This is a genomic window from Nocardia sp. NPDC058244 (assembly GCF_042882065.1).
Taxonomy (GTDB): domain Bacteria; phylum Actinomycetota; class Actinomycetes; order Mycobacteriales; family Mycobacteriaceae; genus Nocardia.
The window spans coordinates 1,165,787-1,184,231 of the sequence record NZ_JBHVWX010000001.1; the positions used below are offsets into that span (position 1 = coordinate 1,165,787).

18 protein-coding genes are annotated in these 18,445 nt (G+C 70.6%); 8 read left to right on the plus strand and 10 right to left on the minus strand.

Going from position 1 to position 18,445, the window contains the following annotated elements; translation table 11 throughout:
* Positions 1-7 precede the first annotated feature (7 nt).
* Positions 8-466: a DUF3995 domain-containing protein gene (locus ACFVW6_RS05435; protein WP_378823445.1), complete on the plus strand. Its 459-nt coding sequence runs from the start codon at positions 8-10 to the stop codon at positions 464-466.
* A gap of 17 nt (positions 467-483) precedes the next feature.
* Here ACFVW6_RS05435 and ACFVW6_RS05440 read toward each other — a convergent pair whose 3' ends face one another.
* Together ACFVW6_RS05440 and ACFVW6_RS05445 are read right to left on the minus strand one after the other, a co-directional pair.
* Positions 484-1,422 (minus strand): sigma-70 family RNA polymerase sigma factor, encoded by a 939-nt coding sequence (locus ACFVW6_RS05440; RefSeq protein WP_378823443.1) that lies wholly within the window; start codon positions 1,420-1,422, stop codon positions 484-486.
* A gap of 10 nt (positions 1,423-1,432) precedes the next feature.
* Positions 1,433-2,623, minus strand: a complete 1,191-nt coding sequence (locus tag ACFVW6_RS05445) for an NAD(P)/FAD-dependent oxidoreductase (RefSeq protein ID WP_378823441.1) — start codon at positions 2,621-2,623, stop codon at positions 1,433-1,435.
* 141 nt (positions 2,624-2,764) lie between these two features.
* On the opposite strand from ACFVW6_RS05445, the gene ACFVW6_RS05450 reads away from it, so the two are divergent.
* On the plus strand, positions 2,765-4,816 hold the full coding sequence (locus ACFVW6_RS05450; protein ID WP_378823440.1) for a thioredoxin domain-containing protein: 2,052 nt from the start codon (positions 2,765-2,767) through the stop codon (positions 4,814-4,816).
* Between the two features lie 6 nt (positions 4,817-4,822).
* On the opposite strand, the gene ACFVW6_RS05455 is transcribed toward ACFVW6_RS05450, so the two are convergent.
* Together ACFVW6_RS05455 and ACFVW6_RS05460 are read right to left on the minus strand one after the other, a co-directional pair.
* Positions 4,823-6,307: an adenylate/guanylate cyclase domain-containing protein gene (locus ACFVW6_RS05455; RefSeq protein WP_378823439.1), complete on the minus strand. Its 1,485-nt coding sequence runs from the start codon at positions 6,305-6,307 to the stop codon at positions 4,823-4,825.
* Positions 6,308-6,422: 115 nt separating this feature from the next.
* On the minus strand, positions 6,423-7,091 hold the full coding sequence (locus tag ACFVW6_RS05460; RefSeq protein WP_378825561.1) for a hemolysin III family protein: 669 nt from the start codon (positions 7,089-7,091) through the stop codon (positions 6,423-6,425).
* A 166-nt stretch (positions 7,092-7,257) separates the two neighbouring features.
* On the opposite strand from ACFVW6_RS05460, the gene ACFVW6_RS05465 reads away from it, so the two are divergent.
* From ACFVW6_RS05465 to ACFVW6_RS05480, 4 genes are all read left to right on the plus strand, one after another.
* Positions 7,258-8,037: an isoprenyl transferase gene (locus ACFVW6_RS05465; RefSeq protein ID WP_218719531.1), complete on the plus strand. Its 780-nt coding sequence runs from the start codon at positions 7,258-7,260 to the stop codon at positions 8,035-8,037.
* 29 nt (positions 8,038-8,066) lie between these two features.
* Positions 8,067-8,633: a hypothetical protein gene (locus tag ACFVW6_RS05470; protein ID WP_355273106.1), complete on the plus strand. Its 567-nt coding sequence runs from the start codon at positions 8,067-8,069 to the stop codon at positions 8,631-8,633.
* A gap of 89 nt (positions 8,634-8,722) precedes the next feature.
* Complete coding sequence (locus tag ACFVW6_RS05475) at positions 8,723-9,844, plus strand: hypothetical protein (RefSeq protein WP_378823437.1); 1,122 nt, start codon at positions 8,723-8,725, stop codon at positions 9,842-9,844.
* 254 nt (positions 9,845-10,098) lie between these two features.
* On the plus strand, positions 10,099-11,166 hold the full coding sequence (locus ACFVW6_RS05480) for a hypothetical protein (RefSeq protein WP_378823435.1): 1,068 nt from the start codon (positions 10,099-10,101) through the stop codon (positions 11,164-11,166).
* Here ACFVW6_RS05480 and coaA read toward each other — a convergent pair whose 3' ends face one another.
* Complete coding sequence (gene coaA / locus ACFVW6_RS05485) at positions 11,167-12,099, minus strand: type I pantothenate kinase (protein ID WP_355273097.1); 933 nt, start codon at positions 12,097-12,099, stop codon at positions 11,167-11,169.
* Between the two features lie 200 nt (positions 12,100-12,299).
* On the opposite strand from coaA, the gene ACFVW6_RS05490 reads away from it, so the two are divergent.
* Positions 12,300-13,502 (plus strand): DUF885 domain-containing protein, encoded by a 1,203-nt coding sequence (locus ACFVW6_RS05490; protein WP_378823432.1) that lies wholly within the window; start codon positions 12,300-12,302, stop codon positions 13,500-13,502.
* 1 nt (position 13,503) lies between these two features.
* Here the strand turns inward: ACFVW6_RS05490 and ACFVW6_RS05495 are convergent, their stop codons facing one another.
* Positions 13,504-13,626: a hypothetical protein gene (locus ACFVW6_RS05495; protein ID WP_019048990.1), complete on the minus strand. Its 123-nt coding sequence runs from the start codon at positions 13,624-13,626 to the stop codon at positions 13,504-13,506.
* A gap of 169 nt (positions 13,627-13,795) precedes the next feature.
* On the opposite strand from ACFVW6_RS05495, the gene glyA reads away from it, so the two are divergent.
* On the plus strand, positions 13,796-15,091 hold the full coding sequence (glyA, locus tag ACFVW6_RS05500; protein ID WP_357343028.1) for a serine hydroxymethyltransferase: 1,296 nt from the start codon (positions 13,796-13,798) through the stop codon (positions 15,089-15,091).
* A gap of 65 nt (positions 15,092-15,156) precedes the next feature.
* On the opposite strand, the gene ACFVW6_RS05505 is transcribed toward glyA, so the two are convergent.
* From ACFVW6_RS05505 to ACFVW6_RS05520, 4 genes are all read right to left on the minus strand, one after another.
* Positions 15,157-16,149 carry an RDD family protein gene (locus tag ACFVW6_RS05505; RefSeq protein ID WP_378823430.1) on the minus strand — a complete coding sequence of 331 codons (993 nt, stop codon included), beginning with the start codon at positions 16,147-16,149 and terminating at the stop codon, positions 15,157-15,159.
* A 77-nt stretch (positions 16,150-16,226) separates the two neighbouring features.
* The gene (locus ACFVW6_RS05510; RefSeq protein ID WP_378823428.1) at positions 16,227-16,871 is read right to left on the minus strand and encodes a hypothetical protein; all 645 of its coding nucleotides are present in this window, start codon (positions 16,869-16,871) and stop codon (positions 16,227-16,229) included.
* Complete coding sequence (locus tag ACFVW6_RS05515; protein ID WP_378823426.1) at positions 16,868-18,109, minus strand: hypothetical protein; 1,242 nt, start codon at positions 18,107-18,109, stop codon at positions 16,868-16,870. The genes ACFVW6_RS05510 and ACFVW6_RS05515 overlap by 4 nt, the downstream gene beginning before the upstream one ends.
* Positions 18,106-18,441, minus strand: coding sequence for a hypothetical protein (locus ACFVW6_RS05520; RefSeq protein ID WP_355276530.1), 336 nt, complete (start codon positions 18,439-18,441; stop codon positions 18,106-18,108). Before ACFVW6_RS05520 ends, ACFVW6_RS05515 begins: the two co-directional genes overlap by 4 nt.
* Positions 18,442-18,445 lie beyond the last annotated feature (4 nt).

Sequence of the window (18,445 nt, forward strand, 5' to 3'; positions counted from 1 at the left end):
AGCGATCATGAGGTTCAGGAAGCCGGCCGCGAGGCTCGCCACGACCGGTCTCGGCATCGCCGCGGCCATGCACGTCGTCTGGGTCTTCTCCCCGTGGCCGTTCGCCGATCGCGCGGTATTCGCCGGCGCGACCAGCGGTGACTCCGTCGACGACGCGCCCGGCCCCGTCGCCACCGCCGCGGCCGCCGCGACGTTCGCCGCGGCCGCCTACACGGTGTCGGCGCAGGCGGGACTGGCGCCGCGCGCACTCCCCGCCCGGCTCGGCCGCGCGGCCGTCGCCACCGTCGCCGGTGGGCTCCTGCTGCGCGGGGCGCTGGGCCTGGTCTATTCGGGATTCGTGAGCAAGCGCAGCCTGTTCACCCGCTGGGACCTGGCGGTGTATTCGCCGTTCAGCCTGGTCGTCGGTGCTCTCGCCGCCGGTGTCGCGGTGGGCGACAAGGAATCACGCGCCGACGCCATCGGGTGATCGGTCGGCGGGCGGGCTCACCAGGATTCGACCAGCGGGGCATCGTGGGCGCGCTGTCGCCACGACTCGGTGAGGCGACCGAGCCGGGCCGGGGCGGAGACACTGCCGATGCTCGCGATCCTGCCGTCCCGGATCGCCAGGATCGACACACCGAGGACACGATCGTCGAGGGTGAACAGCATGGCCGGGCAGCCGTTGACGACGGCCGCGTGGATCGCGGGCGAGCCGCCGACGAGCTTGCGCTTGGCGGGTGTCGGCGTGAAGCCGACCCGCACCGCCGTGGCGAGCTGCGCCGGGGTCGCGTACCGGATCAGGGTGGTGGCCAGGCCGAGTGCGCCGTCGGAGACGCCGGTCGCGTCGTCGGTCAGCAGGGCGACCAGGCGCTCGGTCCGGCCCGACGTCGCGGCCGCGACGAACGCCTCGACGATCCGCCGCGCGGACACCTCGTCGGTGCGGGTCTCGGTGCCCGCGGCGGCGATTCGGCGCCGGGCCCGGTGCGCGTGCTGCTGACTCGCCGATTCGGTGATGCCGAGCATCTCGGCGATCTCGGCATGGCTGTGCGAAAAGGCTTCGCGCAGTACGTAGACGGCCCGTTCGACCGGGGAGAGCCGCTCCATCAGCAACAGCACCGCCAGCGTCACCGATTCGCGCTGCACGGCGGTCTCGGCCGGGCCGAGCAGGGGATCGCCGTCGAGCAGCGGCTCGGGCAGCCACGCGCCGACCGCGCGTTCGCGGCGGACCTGCGCCGAACGGAGGCGGTCGATCGCCAGGTTGGTGACGATCTTGGTCAACCAGGCCTCCGGCACCTCGACGTACTCCCGGTCGGCGGCGTGCCACCGCAGGAACGCGTCCTGCACCGTGTCCTCGGCGTCGGCGGCCGAACCGAGCAGGCGATACGCCAGCGAGGCCAGCCGGTTCCGGCTGGCCTCGAAGTGCGCCACAGCGGCGAGGTCCATGCGCACGACCCTAGGCGGGAACCACCCGGGACGAGACCGCGCGAGCGGTGGCCAGGCGGTATCGGCGGTTGCGCTGCCCGAAGGTCGGGCGGCTGATCGCCCAGGCGCTGGTCGCCACGATCGCCGCCTTGACCCGCGCCGCCGGTCGCCCGCGCAGGGCACCGGCCCTGGCCCGCGCGCGGCGGTCGACCAGCTGGAACAGCCCGTCCTTGCGACCCAGGCTGATGTGGTTGCCGACATACGACAGCGCCGTCGTCTTGATCGCGCGCCCGGTCAGGTCCCCGATGATCGCCGCTGCCGCCTGCGAGCCGGTGAACCCCGCCGACGCGCACGACATCGGCAGCGGCAGACCGTTCTCGCCGAGCACGTAAACGCTGTCCCCGGCCACGTACACCTCGGGATGCGAGATCGACCGCATCTGCCGGTCGACGGTGATCCGGCCGTCGGGTTCCACCGCGAGCGCACTGGCGGCGGCGATCGGCGGGACGGCGAACCCGGCGGCCCACACGGTCACGTCGGCGGCGAGGACGGTCCCGTCGACGACGACGGCACCGGTCCGCTCGACCCGCTCGATCTCGCTGTGCTCGTGCACCGTGATGCCGAAGCGGTCGAAGGCGCGCAGGAGGTGCGCGCGCGCCTTCGGGCCCAGCCAGCCGCCCAGCTCACCGCCGGTGGCCAGACTGACGCGCAGCCCCGGATGGGCTTCGGCGATCTCGGTGGCGGTCTCGATCGCGGTCAGGTTGCCGCCGACCACCAGCACCCGCCCACCCTCGGCCAGCTCGTCCAGGCGGGCCCGCAGGCGCAGCGCGGACGACCGCTCCGCGACATGGAAGGCGTGCTCGGCGACGCCGGGAACGCCGTGGTCGGCGGCGGTGCTGCCGAGCGTGTAGAGCAGGGTGTCGTAACCGAGCTGGTCGGTGCCGTTGTCGTCGCTGACCGTCACCGTCCTGCCGTCGACGTCGAGGCCGGTCACCCTGGCCACGCGGAGCCGGATGCCGGTGCCGGCGAAGATCTCGGTCAGCGGCCGGTGCGGGAGTTCGTGCCCGGCGGCGAGCTGGTGCAGGCGCAACCGTTCGACGAAATCGGGCGCGGCGTTGACGACGGTGATCTCGATGTCGTCGGCGTGGAGTCGGCGGGCCAGATATCCGGCGGTGAAGGCCCCGGCGTATCCGGCGCCGAGGACGACGATGCGGTGCTTCATGATTGGCTCCTGTCTGCTTCGCGTGCTCCTTGAACGAGGCAGCCCCGGATTTCCTGACAGCGGCTCCGCGTGGCATGGGTCACTCGCCGGGAAACGGCCGCGCACTAGGCTGAGGTCACACCGATCTGGGAGGCTGGCACTGTGAACCGGTTGGGTAACGCGACTTCGCCGTATCTGCGTCAGCACGCCGACAATCCGGTGCATTGGCGGGAGTGGGACGCCGACGCGCTCGCCGAGGCGGCCGAGCGGGACGTGCCGATCCTGTTGTCGATCGGGTACGCGTCGTGTCACTGGTGCCATGTGATGGCGCACGAGTCGTTCGAGGACGCGGCCACCGCCGAGCAGATGAACGCCGGGTTCGTGTGTGTGAAGGTGGACCGGGAGGAACGGCCCGACCTGGACGCGGTGTACATGAACGCGACCGTCGCCATGACCGGGCAGGGCGGGTGGCCGATGACCTGCTTCCTGACACCCGACGGCGCGCCGTTCTACTGCGGCACCTACTACCCGAAGGCGCCGCGCGGCGGGATGCCGTCGTTCACCCAGTTGCTCAGCGCCATCACCGACACCTGGCGCAACCGTCGCGAGGATGTCGACAAGGCGGCCGAGCAGGTCACCGACGCGCTGCGCGCGCAGGCGACCGGGTTGCCCGATGCCGAATTCGCCGTCGTCCCCGACCTGCTCGACAAGGCGGTGCTCGCGATCGCCGCCGACGAGGACCGCGAGCGCGGCGGTTTCGGTGGGGCGCCGAAGTTTCCGCCGTCGGCGCTGCTGGAAGGTCTGCTGCGGCACTGGGAACGCACCGGCGACCAGGCCGTGTTCGACCTCGTCGAGCGGACCGCCGAGGCGATGGCGCGCGGCGGCATCTACGACCAGCTGCGCGGTGGCTTCTCCCGCTACTCGGTCGACGCGGGCTGGCTCATCCCGCACTTCGAGAAGATGCTCTACGACAACGCCCTGCTGCTGCGCGCCTACGCCCATCTCGCCCGCCGCGCGCCCGCGACCCCGCTGGAGTCGTTGCCGCACCGGGTGACTCGCGAGACCGTCGAATTCCTGCTCGCCGACCTCGGCACCGCCGAGGGCGCGTTCGCCTCCGCGCTCGACGCCGACACCCACCTGGAACCGGGTGGTCCCGGGGTCGAGGGTGCCACCTATGTGTGGACGCCGTCGGAACTGATCGGCGACCTGGGCCCGCTCGACGGCGTCTGGGCCGCGGAGGCTTTCGGCGTCAGCACGGCGGGCAACTTCGAACAGGGCACCTCGGTGCTCACCCGGCGCAGCGATCCCGTCGACGCCGAGCAGTCGGCCCGTTTCGACCGGCTGCGCGCCCGGCTGCTGGAACTGCGCGCCGAACGCCCGCAGCCCGACCGCGACGACAAGGTGGTCACCGCCTGGAACGGCATGGTGATCACCGCTCTCGCCGAAGCCGGTGCGGCACTGGAGGAACCGTCGTGGGTGGCGGCCGCTGTCCGTTGCGCGCGCTTCCTGCTCGACGTCCACCTGGTCGACGGCAGGCTGCGTCGCGCCTCGCTCGACGGCGTCGTCGGGACCCCGCCCGGTGTCCTCGAGGACTACGCCTGGCTCACCACCGGCCTGCTGGCCCTCTACCAGGCCACCGGCGAACCCGACTGGCTCGCCGCCGCACAGGTGTTGCTGGACAGCGCGATCGACCACTTCGCCGATCCCGACCGCCCCGGCAGCTGGTTCGACACCGCCGACGACGCCGAGACCCTCGTCGCCCGCCCACGCGACCCGGTCGACGGCGCCACCCCGGCGGGCTCCTCCGCCCTCGCCGAAGCCCTGCTGACCGCGTCCGCCGTCACCGACCCCGAACGCGCCGTGCGCTACCGCGAACTCGCCGACCACACCCTGGCGCGCGGCGCGGTCCTGCTGGCCCGCGCCCCCCGCACCGCGGGCCACTGGCTGTCGGTCGCCGAAGCGTCGCTGCGCGGCCCCCTCCAGGTGGCCGTCACCGCCACCGAGAAGTCCTCGGCCGCCACCGAACTCCTCGCCGCCGCCCGCACCTGGGCCCCCGGCGGCGCGGTCGTCCTCGCGGGCCCACCCGACTCCGCCCCACTCCTGGCCGACCGCCCCCTGGTCGACGACGCCCCCGCCGCCTACGTCTGCCGCGGCTCGGTCTGCGACCTCCCGGTCACCGACCCGGCCGCCCTCACCACCGCGCTGCGCGCCTAGCGCGGTTCACCCGCGTCCCGGTGGGATGTCGGTCCAGGTGCGGGTGCGGCCGGGGATGCCGCGGAGGCGCAGGTCCTTGTAGCGCTTCCAGTGGGCGCGTTCGGTGGCGGTCGCGGCCTGGAGGACGGCGTCGCTGACGAGGACGCGGCGGTCGACCTCCTTGGCCATGGCGGTGAGGCGGGCGGCTTCGTTGACCGCGTCGCCGATGACGGTGAATTCGAGGCGGGTGTCGGCGCCGACGTCACCGGCGAAGACCTGGCCGCGGGCGACGCCGATGCCGACGTCGAGTTCGCCGGTGGCGACCACCTCGTCGCGGATGCGGCGGGCGGCGCGCAGCGCGGGGGTGGCGTTGTCGTCGAGGGCGGAGGGGGCGCCGAAGATGCACAGGGCGGCGTCGCCGGCGAACTTGTTGACCAGGCCGCCGTTGTCCTCGGTGGCGGCCACGACGGTGGCCAGCAGCCGGTTGAGCTTGTGCACGAACTGTTCCGGCGCCATCTCGGCCGACAGCTGCACCGATCCGGTGACGTCGACGAACAGCGCCGACACGATCCGCACGTCACCGGTCAGGTCGGTGCTGCCGGAGAGCGCGCGTTCGGCGACGGTCGAGCCCACGTGCCTGCCGAACACGTCCTCGGTGTGCTGCTGATCCTGCAGCGTCGAGGCCAGTTCGTTGACGGAGTGTTCCAGCCGCCCGATCTCACTGGCGCTGCCCACCGGCACCCGCACGTCGAGTTCGCCGCGGGTGATCCGGTCCAGCGCCCGGTACATCGTGCGCATCGGGGTGGCGACCGAACGGGCCAGCAGCGCGGTGGCCAGGGCGCCGACGGCGAGGGCGACGAGGGTGAAGATCCAGGCCGCGCGCACCCGGTCCTCGGCCGGGGTGGCCGGATCGTTGAGCACCGTGATGATGATCAGCCCGGGCAGCGCGCTCGACACCGCCCAGGTGACGAGCACGCGCACGAGCACGGTGGCGCTCGGGTGCACGGTGGGTCCGAGCACCGAGGTGATGATCGGGACCGCGGGCCGGATCAGCCGGTCGAGGATCAGGTAGGTCGCGCCCGCCGATTCCAGGGCGCCGAGCGTGAAGCCGGCGATCACGACCGCTTTGTTGTCGTAGTCGGTGAACCGGTCGACCAGCCAGACCGTCAGCGCGATGCCAGGGATCCACAGCACCACCGCGCGCACCGTGATCGCGGCGGGCAGCGCGATCAGCCGCCGCGCTTCCTCCGGTGTCGGCTTGCGGCCGTCGTCGAGCCAGCGCAGATAGCGGCGCCGGTCGTAGATGGCCATCGCGATGCCGACGGCCACCGCGAAGACGGGATAGATGGCCAGCAGCCAGGCCGCTTCCCGCCAGTTCGGCCCGACGCGGCTGAAGACGCCGTCCGCCCAGGCGATGAGGAAGATGGCCGCGAGGCCGACGATATTGGCGGTGATGACGACCAGCGCCAGGCCCCAGTAGCTGCGCAGCGCCCAGCGGACCAGCCGGTTCATCGCGCACGCCCGGGTCCGGCGCGCCGAGGCGCCCGGCGGTCACGAGCTGCGCTGACGGATGACACGAATATCGAGCATAGAAGGCCCGGTCGCGCCCACGACGCGCACGCGCCGATCAGCCGAGGACGACCAGCCAGATCGCGATGTAGTGGCACAGCGCGGCGACCACGGTCGCGGCGTGGAAGAACTCGTGGTGCCCGAAGTGCGTCGGCCACGGGTTCGGCCATTTCGTCGCGTAGAGGATCGCGCCGACGCTGTAGATCACGCCGCCGACCGCGAGCAGCACCAGCGGCCAGACGCCCACGTTGTGCAGCAGTTCGGGCGCCACCGGCACGATCGCCCAGCCGAGCAGCAGATACAGCGGCACCCCCACCCAGCGCGGCGCGGTCGGCCACCACAGCTTCAACGCCACCCCGGCGAGCGCGCCCGCCCAGACGACGATCAGCAATGTCCGCCCGGTCGTCCCCGGCAGCCCGAGCAACGCGAACGGCGTGTAGCTGCCCGCGATGAACAGGAAGATCATCGAATGATCGGCCCGCTTCATCCGCACCCGGGCCCGCGCGCTGCGCCAGGTCACCCGGTGATACACCGCGCTGATCCCGAACAGCGCGATCACCGAGACCCCGTAGAGCAGCGTCGACCACCCGGCGGTCGCCGACTCCCGGAACCCGAACACCACGAGCACCGCCACCGCGACCGCGGCGACCCCCACCGCCCAGGTATGAATCCACCCCCGCAGCAGCGGCTTGCCGAGCACCACCGGCTCCGGCACCTCGGCCCGCACAGCCTCCACGAATCCTCCCAAGTCCAAACCTACGGTACCGTAGGTTACCGCCAACGGTACGTCAGCACCCACCTCCACCACCACAAACGTGCCCACCCCCACACCGCCGTGCCCTCCCCACGACCGGCAAAAAACGCGGGGAGGCGGGGGAGCGTAGGGTGCGGGCGTGGAGTTTCTCGGTCGGGTGCGTGGTCTGCCGTACCGCATCTACGAAGCCAGACTGTCCAAGCAGCTGGCCGACAAGCAGCATCCTCGCCATGTCGCCGTGATGTGCGACGGCAATCGCCGCTGGGCGCGCGAGAACGGGTTCACCGATGTCAGCCACGGTCATCGGGTCGGTGCGCTGAAGATCGCCGAGCTGGTCGGCTGGTGTTCCGACGAGGGCATCGAGATGGTGACCGTCTATCTGCTGTCGACGGAGAACCTGCGCCGCGATCCGGACGAGCTGGAGACGCTGTTCGAGGTCATCACCGACGTGGTGGAGGAGCTGTCGGCGCCGGAGCAGAACTGGAGCGTGCGGATCGTCGGCTCGCTGGCGGGTTTCCCGGAGCTGATCGCGAAGCGGCTGCGGGTGGCGGCGGAGCGCACGAGCGGCCGCGACGGTGTGCATGTGAATGTGGCGGTGGGGTACGGCGGGCGCCAGGAGATCACCGACGCGGTGCGTTCGCTGGTGCGCCAGGAGATCGCCGCGGGTGAGTCGGGCGAGGATCTGGTGCAGTCGATCACGGTCGACGCGATCGGCCAGCATCTCTACACCTCGGGTCAGCCGGATCCGGATCTGGTCATCAGAACCTCTGGTGAGCAGCGGCTTTCGGGTTTCCTGCTGTGGCAGAGCGCCTATTCGGAGATCTGGTTCACCGAGGCGTACTGGCCGGAGTTCCGGCGGGTCGACTTCTTGCGCGCGCTGCGGGATTACGCCGCGCGGCACCGCCGTTTCGGCGTGTGAGATGACTCGGCTCGCGTACTCTGCGGGCAGTGGACCCCGAACAGTCTTCCTACATCAGCTATGAGGAATTCGGCAGGCGTTTCCTGGAATACGCCGTCTCCGAGCAGCGAATCGCCGCGGCGTTCGGTGAACTCACCGGCGCGGCTTTCGATTTCGGGCCGATCGGGGTGGGGCCGGGTCGCCTGGCGAAGGTGACGGCGCAGGTCGAGCTGGGGCGGCCGCGCATCCTGCGCTACATCGACGCCTACATCTCCTTCGAACTCACCATTCCGCTGCATGTGGATCTGGTCGTCGATCTGGCGGTGGATCGGTCGCGGTTCCGGGTGGACGGCACGGTGCATCTGCATCTGACGGCGCGCACCGCCGACCCGCTGCGGGTGGTCATCGACATCGCGGAGCCGCGGGCCAGTGATGTGCGGGTGAACGTGGCGAGCGCGACCAAGCGGGGGGAGTTGCTGCGGGTGCTGGCCAGTGTCGATCACGAGATCCGCCGGTTCGTCGCCCGGTATGTGGCCCAGGAGATCCGGAAGCCGGAGATCGCGGCGGTCCGCAATATCGACGTGGCGACCAGGCTCGACGCGGCCTGGAAGTTGTAGGAGAGTCGCCCCGATCCCGGGCGGGCGCGGGCTACGCTGCTGCGCGAGACCAGGCCCGACGACACATGCAGGGGTGAGTTGTGGGAGTTGTGACCAAGCCAGGACCGAGTCGGCGCGCGCGGATCGCGGCGCTCGGTGCGGTGTCGAGTGCCGTGCTGCTGGTCGCGGGCTGCGGCGCCGATCAGCCGGCGCCGCCCCGGATCACGCCCGAGGATCAGCCGCAGGCGGCGGGCGCGGTGTTCGCCTATCGCACCGAGGGGGAGCTGGCGGTGGTGCGCGGGGCCGACACCCTGCGCGCGCCGGGGAGCTTCGGGTATTCGTCGGCCGCGGTGAATTTCACCAGGGACGGCAAGTTCGCGTTCGCGGTGGAGTCGGGGTCGAAGACACTGGTGGCGTTGCGGGTCGCCGACGGTGCGGTATCGCGGATCGAGTGCGACTGCACCGACGCGGTGGCCCTGCGCGGGTCGGTGCTGGCCTGGTGGCGGGAGCCGGGCCAGATCATGACCATGGATCTGTCGGGCACCGCGCCCGCGGCGCCGGAACAGGATGTGACACTGCCGGATTCGCCGAGCCCGCTCTCCGGTGGCACCTGGGACGGGGCCAGGCTGGTCGCGGCGACCGACGAGTTCCTGCTGCTGGCCAGGGTCGAGTCGCGCGGACTGTGGTGGGAGAAGAACCACCTGTACGCGATCGGCACCGAGGCGATCCTGCCGCTGGGCCGGGTGCCCGGCATCGACGCCGACCTGTCGGCCGCCGCCGGACCCGACGGCCACACCTTCGTGCTGGCGGGCACGACCGCCCGCAGCGCGTCCTGCGGCACCGGCCACGTGGCGACCATCGACGCCCGCTCCAACGCGGTGCAGGAACTGCCCGAGCTGCCGGGCGAGTGCTCGTCGGCCTACCGCCCACGCTGGGGCGGTGACGGCACGATCACCGTCGCCACCAGGAAGTGGGCCGACGTGGCGGGCGCGCCGAGCACCGTCGACCGGTTGCAGTCGGCGGCCCAGGGCTGGGCACCGGTCGGCGAGCAGCCGGTGGTCGACATGCTGCTGCCGCGCCCGCAGGAGTCGGTGATCCAGGTGGTCGCCGGTGATCCGACGGCCGCGCGCGACACTCCGCGCGGGGTGCTGGTCGTCGAGAAGGGCGGTACGCGAACCGAACTCGCCACCCAGGTCGTCTCGCTGGGCGCGCCGTCCGCCGTGCAGCGGTAGCGGGGTCGGCGCCCGCCGTGTGCCCGCGCCGGCGCGACGATCGACCGCAGCACGTCCCGGGCCCGCCCACGCGCGTCCGGTGATTCGCACGGTCCTGGCGGCGAGCGGGCCACGAAGCGGTGCGCCACCGGGGGGCGAGTTCGGCCCATCGAACCGATCCGGTGCCGAGTCCGTATACCCGCGCGCCGGGCACAGTGCCCGGCCGATCGGCGCCGCACGGGCGACGCCGAGGCGGGGGAGCGCCGGAGGTACCGATGCGGATCAGTGGATTACGGATGGCGGTCGCCGCGGCGGCCGTCGCGATGCTGGGGGCGGGCTGTGCGACCGCCACGCCGCAGGGACCGCAGATCGTGACGACGGCGCCGCAGTCGGCGCCGCTGTTCGCGGTGCGCACGACGACCGGGATGGGGGTGGCCGACGCCTCGGGGATGCGCGGCGACCGGGTCGGCGACTATCGCGATATCGGGTTCAGCCAGGACAATTCGCTGGCCTACACGGTCGACGGCGCGGGCGTGGTGACCGCGATGGAGGTCGCCGAGCTGCTCGTCGCCTCGGGCCGCATCGACTGCCACTGCACCCGGGTGTTCCCGCTGCGCGACGCGGTGGTCGGCTGGTGGCGCGACGGCGTGATCATGCAGGCCGACCTGCGCACGCCCGATCCCACGGTGCTGCGGTCGATTTCGCTGCCCGCACCCCGTGATCCGCTGGGCGATGGGGCAGCCCTCACCGGCACCGAGCTGATCGCCCTCGACCGCGACCGGGCCGTGCTCACCCGCATCGAGACCATCCCCGGCGCGATCTGGGGCATCAACCACCTCTACGTGGTCGATCTGAATTCCGGTGCGGTGCAACAGTTCGGTCGCATCGCCGACGTGAACATGCCCTTCCGGCAGGCGGCGATCGCTCCCGGCGGCCGGTCGGTCGTCGTTGCGGGCTACAGTCGAGACAATGTCGCCTGCGGCACCGCCTCGGCGCACCGGCTCGATCTCGTCACCGGGACAGTCGATTCCGTCGGCCCGCCGTTCCCGTCGTGCAGCTCGATCGCCGACATCCGCGGTGACGGCAGCGATGTCGTGCTGACCCGCCTGGTCTGGGACCGCGACGAACCGAAGCGGCTGGTGTCCTCGACGGTCTGGCGCTACCGCGACGGCTGGACCCAGGTCGGCGCCGACCCCGCCGTGCGCGTCCTCACCGACCCGATCGCCGTCGAACTCCGGCACACCGGCGCGGCTTCCCCGTTCGGCACCATCGACGGTGACCTGGTCGTCGACGGGAAGCCGGTGCTGCGCAACGTGATCGAGGTGCGGGCCACGCACCGCTGATCAGAGCTTGCGCAGCCGCAGCCGGTTGATGGTGTGGTCGGAGTCCTTGCGCAGCACCAGGGTCGCGCGCGGGCGGGTCGGCAGGATGTTCTCCACCAGATTGGGCCGGTTGGTGGAGTTCCAGATGTCGCGCGCGGCCGCGGTGGCCTGCTCGTCGTTCAGCGCGGAGTAATGGTGGAAGTGCGCGTCGGGGTCGGCGAAGCCGGTCTTGCGCAGCGCGAGAAAGCGCTGCACGTACCAGTTCTCGATGTCCTCGATCCTGGCGTCGACGTAGATGGAGAAGTCGAACAGGTCCGAGACCATCAGCCGCGGCCCGGTCTGCAGCACGTTCAGGCCCTCGACGATGAGGATGTCGGGCTGGCGCACGCAGTGCTTCTCGTCGGGCACGATGTCGTAGGAGATGTGCGAGTAGACCGGCGCGCACACCTCTTCGGCGCCCGACTTCACCTCGGTGACGAAGCGCAGCAGCTTGCGCCGGTCGTAGCTCTCCGGGAATCCCTTGCGGTGCATGATGCCGCGGCGGGTGAGTTCGGCGGTGGGGTAGAGGAATCCGTCGGTGGTCACCAGGTCGACCCGGGGATGGTGATCCCAGCGGGCCAGCAGCGCCTGCAGCACGCGCGCGGTGGTCGACTTGCCGACCGCGACACTGCCCGCGACGCCGATCACGAACGGCACCTGCTTGTCGGGATGCTTCTCCCCGAGGAAGGTCGCGGTGGCGGCGAACAGCCGCTGGCGGGCCGCGACCTGCAGGTGGATGAGACGGGCGAGCGGCAGGTAGACCTCGGCGACTTCCTCGAGATCGATCTGCTCGCCGAGACCACGGAGGCCGGTCAGTTCCTCCTCGGTCAGGACCAGCGGAGTCGACTTGCGCAGGGTGCGCCACTGCTTCCGGTCGAACTCCACATACGGGCTGGGCTCGCTCATCCGTGCCACCTACCCGACGCTCCGTTCGGGCGCACACGCACAGCTGGGCTGCCCGTCCAGTGAGATCCGGGATAACTCTGACCGCATGTCGCGATTGTGCTCCGTCCCGGCCATCCGCGCGCAACAGGGGGTTTGGCTACCCGTCGGTAACGAGCAACAACACCGAGGTAGGGCCCGCTTTTCCGAATTACCCCGTAAGGTCGGGCGGCATGGGGTCTCATCCACTCGTCACTGAATACCTGCGGCTCGGACTGGCTTTCGACCGGCTCGAAGAAGGCTTCGTCGACGCCTACACCGGCGACCCGCAGCTGCGCCGCGACAGCGAGAACGCGCCGGTCCCCGACCCGGCGGAGCTGGTGCACCGGGCCGTCGACCTGCGCGCGGCCCTGGCCGACGCCGGGCTCTCGGCGCGGCGCACCGAATTCCTCGACGCCCACCTGGTGGCGATGGAATGCTCGGCGCGCAAGTTCGCCGGGGAGGACATCGGGTTCGTCGACGAGGTCCGCGCCTACTTCGACGTCGACATCGCGCCCGGCGACCCCGACGACTACCGCGAGGCGCACCGCCGGATGGACGAGGTGCTCGGCGGGGACGGCCCGCTGGCCGAGCGGGCCGCCGCCTACCGGCGCGGCGACGAGATCCCGCCGGACAAGCTCGCGACCTGCGTCGAGGCCTTCTCCAGCGCGCTGCGCGAGCGGGTCCGCGAGCGCTACCCGCTGCCCGACCACGAGACCGTCACCTACGAGGTGGTCGGCGACAAGCCGTGGTCCGGATTCAACTACTACCTGGGCAATTTCCACTCCAAGGTCGCGATCAACTCCGACCTCAAGCAGCACATGGCGCACCTGCCCGCGCTCATCGCGCACGAGGCCTACCCGGGTCACCACACCGAGCACTGCCGCAAGGAGGCCGGGCTGGTCGCCGCGGGCGAGGACGAGCAGACGCTGTTCCTGGTCAACACCCCGCAGTGCCTGATGGCCGAGGGACTGGCCGACCTGGCGCTGCAGTCGATCGTCGGGCCGGGCTGGGGGCTGTGGGCGCAGGAGATCTACGCCGATCTCGGGCTGCGGTTCGACGGTGAGCGGGCCGAGCGCTTCTCGACCGCGTCGGCGAAACTGCTGAGCGTGCGTCAGGACGCGGCGCTGCTGCTGCACGACCAGCATCGGGGCGAAGACGAGGTCGCGGCGTTCCTGCAGCGGTGGAGCCTGGCCACGCCGGAGCGGGCGCGGCAGTCGCTGCGATTCCTGTCCTCGCCGCTGTGGCGGGCCTACATCAGCACCTACGTGGAGGGCTACCGCCTGCTCGGCGGCTGGCTGGACAACGCCGTCGACGCGCAGGACCGGGTCGAGCGATTCGGCCGTCTGCTCGACGAGCCGCTCACGCCGGGCGCGATCCGGCGGATGCCGGTCTGAGCTACAGGACGACGGCGCAACCGCCGGGGCTGAACAGCGAGCAGACGAGATAGCTCAGCTGCATCAGCAGCGCCTCGATCGGGTTGGCCGGCGCGATGGCCGGGGTCACGGGTAGGGGGTTCATACCTGTGTCATCGGTCACCGCGTCCGCCGCCGTTACCGCGTTTCGCCCTGTCGGGCCGGTCGACGGTCCGGCCGTAGGCCTGTGACCTGGGTCTCCCGGGTGGCGGCCGCGGCCCGGTTGCGCTATCCCCGTGCTCGGGCGTCCGCGCGCGGCCCATAGACTGAGGGTCGTGACGCAGACGACCGCTTCGGTGAATACCCAGTCTCTCGGTGAGCTCGATCCCGAGTTGGCCGCCGCGATGGCGGGCGAGCTCGCCCGCGAGCGCGACACCCTCGAGATGATCGCCTCGGAGAACTTCGTGCCGCGCGCGGTCCTGCAGGCGCAGGGCTCCGTGCTCACCAACAAGTACGCCGAGGGCTACCCGGGCCGCCGCTACTACGGTGGCTGCGAGGCCGTCGACGTGGTGGAGACCCTGGCGCGCGACCGCGCCAAGGAGCTCTTCGGCGCCGAGTTCGCCAACGTGCAGCCCCACTCGGGCGCGCAGGCCAACGCCGCCGTGCTGATGGCGCTGATGAACCCGGGCGAGACCCTGCTGGGCCTGGACCTGGCGCACGGCGGTCACCTCACCCACGGCATGCGCCTGAACTTCTCCGGCAAGCTCTACGACGTCCACTCCTACGGTGTGTCGAAGGAAGACCACCGCATCGACATGGACGAGGTGCGTGACATCGCCAAGGCCTCGAAGCCGAAGGTGATCGTCGCAGGCTGGTCGGCCTACCCGCGCCACCAGGACTTCGCGAAGTTCCGCGAGATCGCCGACGAGGTCGGCGCCTACCTGTGGGTCGACATGGCGCACTTCGCGGGTCTGGTCGCCGCAGGCCTGCACCCCTCCCCGGTGCCGTATGCCGACGTGGTGTCCTCCACCGTGCACAAGACCCTCGGCGGCCCCCGCTCCGGCCTGATCCTGGCCAAGCAGGAATTCGCCAAGAAGCTGAACTCGGCGGTGTTCCCGGGTCAGCAGGGTGGCCCGCTGATGCACGTCATCGCCGCCAAGGCCGCCGCGTTCAAGATCGCCGCGACCGAGGAGTTCAAGGACCGTCAGGTGCGCACCCTCTCGGGTTCGCGCATCCTCGCCGAGCGCCTGACCGGCGCCGACGTCAAGGACAAGGGCGTCTCGGTGCTGACCGGCGGCACCGATGTGCACCTGGTCCTGGTCGACCTGCGCAACTCCGAGCTCGACGGCCAGCAGGCCGAGGACCTCCTGCACGAGGTCGGCATCACGGTCAACCGCAACGCGGTCCCGTTCGACCCGCGCCCGCCGATGGTCACCTCCGGCCTGCGCATCGGCACCGCCGCCCTGGCCACCCGTGGCTTCGGCGACGCCGAGTTCACCGAGGTCGCCGACATCATCGCCGCCGCCCTGGCGGGCACCTCCGACACCGAGTCGCTGCGCGCCCGCGTCGCCAAGCTGGCCCAGAGCGTCCCGCTCTACCAGGGCCTGGAGGACTGGCGCCTGCTCGGCTGAGCCGACATCTCACCGAAGGCCCTCGCCCCGCTGAATCATCCAGCAGGCGAGGGCCTTTCGTCGTCTCAGCCAGTCTGCCGGATCACCTGGCGCGCATCGGTGCGCCGCACCGCCGGGAGCAGGTAGCGCTCGGGGCGTTCCGGGACGGAGCTGTCCCCGAGGACCAACAGCGGCATGATCACCCCGATCAGCCAGGCCGCGAGCAGCCGACGCGCACGGGGATAGCGGCCCGTGTCGCGGTCGATGACGACCAGCCCGAACACGGCTTTGCCGAGCGTTGTCCTCGTCACGGACTGGAGAACGACCCGGTCGACGAACGACGCGAGCAGGAAGTATCCGACCATCGTCCACCACTTGATCTGGGGACTGTTCCAATCCTGGTGCGTCACAGCAAGCCGCGTCGCCTCGTCGGTGCAGAACACGACACCGAACCCGATCGCCAGATGCAGGGCGACATCGAGCGGGTAGGCCAGTGCTCGACGGAGCTTTCGTGGTGAGGGGAACGCGGCATCGTCCAATCCGCCGTGCTTGCCGGGTGGTTCGGGGGTTGTCGCCGGAGCAGCGCGGTCCGGCTGCGGAGCCGGAGCAGACGGCTGGTTCTCGACGAACAGCGAGGTGCCGAAGCGCGGCGGCGTGGAGAAGAGCGAACGGTAGGCCAGCTGTGGGCCGGCTCCGCCCGGTTTCGCGATGAGGCCCGCCTTGTTCGGCACTCCGGCGAACCACACCAGCCGGTCGTCGTCGCTGAACGTGCGCGAGGTCCACTTCCGCAGCACCAGGGTGCCTGCGATGGTTCCCCGGTCATCTATCAGATGGACCCATTCCTGAATTCCGGTTCGAAGCGTCTCGATATGCCACACCTGCCACCGATGCCGCGCCGACAGCCATCGCCGAATCGCGGTCCGGGTCATGACGATTCCCGTCACGGTGAGCGGTAAGACCGCGAAGAAACACAGCAGGGCCATCCGGTCGGCATCCTCCGCCGTCCGGCCCGTCTTCGTCTGCGACACGTCGACGAAGTGGAGGAACGCCACCGCGCACCCCACGCCGAGCCCGAGCACGACCAGCGCGCGCAGGGTGGTCCAGAGGAGAGTCCAGCAGGTCCGTGGTGTGCTCCACGCGCGGGTGTCCGTTCCGTTCACAGCGCGAGCGTGAATTGTGGATGGACGACGGTCTCGAAGGTGATCGAGCGGGCCAGCAGCACCATCATCGCCCCGAAGTCGGACCCGTGCGCCACATCGGCGGTCGACAGCACGGCGACGGCGATCCGGGCGCCGTCGTCGGAGACGACGATCGCCTCGATCTGATGGACGGCGCGGCCCGGCGGCTCCGGTGCCGAATCATCCACGACCGCATAGGTTGTCGACGATTCGACGAACAGGACCGTGCGCCCACCGAGTTCGACCGTTTCGATGTGCGCGCCGCGGCCGTCGCTCGCCTTCTCCTCGGCCAGTTCGGCGATGGTCACCCGGGGGTTCTGGGCGCGGCCGCGATCGAGCTGCGAGAGGGTCAGCCACGAGGTCACCGGGGTGCCGTCCGCGGACGCGTGTTGACCGATCGCGCAGTAGCAGGCGTTGTTGGCGCGCAGGGCGGTCAGCAGATCGGCGATGGCTGCCGCGACCTCGGGAAAATCACCGGCGACCTCGGCGGGCAGGAACTCGACGATGCTTCCGGCCGACTCGACCGCTTCGTGAATCGAGTCCAGCGGCAATTCGTAATAGCCGCGCGGCAGGAGGACCGACAGCGAGGTCGTCGACCCGTTGGATGTGGTGTGCGCGGTCAATCTCCAACTCCCTGGGTCAGATCGATCGATTTGTAGGAGGCACCGGTCATCCGCTGCAACACCGCCAGCGCGGTGGCCGGGCTCTCCTGCATGAATTCCTTGCCCCCGGCTCCGGTGAGCTGCAGCAGCGAATGCACACCGGTGGTCGCGCCGGAGGAGGTGAGTTTGTCGGAGATACCGAACGTGTTCTTGTCGGTGAATACCCGGGCGACCAGACCCGGATCGTGCGCCGCCTGACCCCAGGTCTGGGCCATCATTCCGAACCGGCCGAGATCGTCGGCGCCGCCACCCAAGAGGCCCACCTTGCCCGCCTTGAACACGCCGGAGGCGCCGGGAACCACGCTCAGCACGTCACCGCCGAGAGTCCCGGCGGCACTGAGCTTCTCGGTCCAGCTGCCGTTGACCAGGTCGTCGCGCCATTCGGCGTCGGTGGTGGTCAGGGCCAGCGCGCCCGCGCCGGCGGCCAGCGAGATACCCAACGCGATAGCGCTGATCGGGGGTGGGGTGACCAGCGCCAGAATGCCGCCGATCGCGGAGACGGTCGACAGCACCTCGTGGATCGCGTCGCGGTTCTCATCGATCCAGTCGGTGAAACTCTCCCACCAGCTCTTGTCCGGCTCGCTCGGCGCGAAGTTCGCCGCGGCCTCCAGCTCGCTCGCTGTCGTGGTGGCCTTGGCGTTGTGCGCGATCTCGAGGTCTTTCGCGCGGGCGATGATCGCGTCGATCGCGCCCTGGCAGTTGTCGACCGCGGTCGACGCCGAGGTCACCTTGGCGTTGGCGGCGTTCAGGCGGGACTGGGCATCGGCCAGTTCGGACGCGTCGGAGAAGGTCTTGCCTGCCAGGCCGAGGTCGGGATCCGCCTTGGCCTGCTGGAGCGCGGTGACCGCCTGGGCGTGGTTGGCCCTGGCGGTGGCGGCCTCGGTCTCCAGACCTTTCGCGGTGTCCTGGAAGGCCACGAGATCGGTGTGCCACGCGGCGATCGCGGTGTTGGCCTGCTGCAGTGAGGTTTGGGCGAGACCGAGGTCCTGGGCGAGCGTGGCGTCGAAGCTGGCGCGGAAGGCGTCGCCCGCCTCGCCTTTCCACACCTGGTCGTTGCTGTTGCGAATGCTGGTGAGCAGCGTGTTGGTCTCGGTGACGGCGTCGGCCGCGGTCTTGAGCTTCGTACCGAGGGTGGCGACCTCGCCTGCGTCGCCCGGGGTGGGGTTGAAACCGAGATTCGGGTAGGGGTTGTCGGTCACTGCGTGGTCCCCGGAGCGACCGCCTGTGGATCGGTCTGCGCGCCCGCCTGGGCGAGCGCCTGCGCGACCGCCGCATCGAGTTGCTGATAGGCGGTGTGGCACTGCGCGATGCCGTCGGCGGTGACGGTCGTGGACTCACAGATCCGTTCGATGCCGTACTTCCACTTGCTCTGGAAGTTGTCGGCGGCGTCGTTCAGCTTGGCGGTGCCGATGTCGGAATTCCCGTCCTTGGACAGCGCGTTCATGGCGTCGGTGAGCACCTGCTCCGTTCCGCGCAGCAACTGGACGGTTTTGCCAAGGACATCGATGTCGACCTGGAGAATTCCAGTCATCTAC

Coding starts and splice junctions, on each gene's coding strand:
- ACFVW6_RS05480 (WP_378823435.1), top strand. CDS start 10,099: ATGCGGATCAGTGGATTACGGATGGCGGTCGCCGCGGCGGCCGTCGCG.
- ACFVW6_RS05445 (WP_378823441.1), bottom strand. CDS start 2,623: ATGAAGCACCGCATCGTCGTCCTCGGCGCCGGATACGCCGGGGCCTTC.
- ACFVW6_RS05440 (WP_378823443.1), bottom strand. CDS start 1,422: ATGGACCTCGCCGCTGTGGCGCACTTCGAGGCCAGCCGGAACCGGCTG.
- ACFVW6_RS05455 (WP_378823439.1), bottom strand. CDS start 6,307: ATGAACCGGCTGGTCCGCTGGGCGCTGCGCAGCTACTGGGGCCTGGCG.
- ACFVW6_RS05435 (WP_378823445.1), top strand. CDS start 8: ATGAGGTTCAGGAAGCCGGCCGCGAGGCTCGCCACGACCGGTCTCGGC.
- ACFVW6_RS05520 (WP_355276530.1), bottom strand. CDS start 18,441: ATGACTGGAATTCTCCAGGTCGACATCGATGTCCTTGGCAAAACCGTC.
- ACFVW6_RS05490 (WP_378823432.1), top strand. CDS start 12,300: ATGGGGTCTCATCCACTCGTCACTGAATACCTGCGGCTCGGACTGGCT.
- ACFVW6_RS05495 (WP_019048990.1), bottom strand. CDS start 13,626: ATGAACCCCCTACCCGTGACCCCGGCCATCGCGCCGGCCAACCCGATC.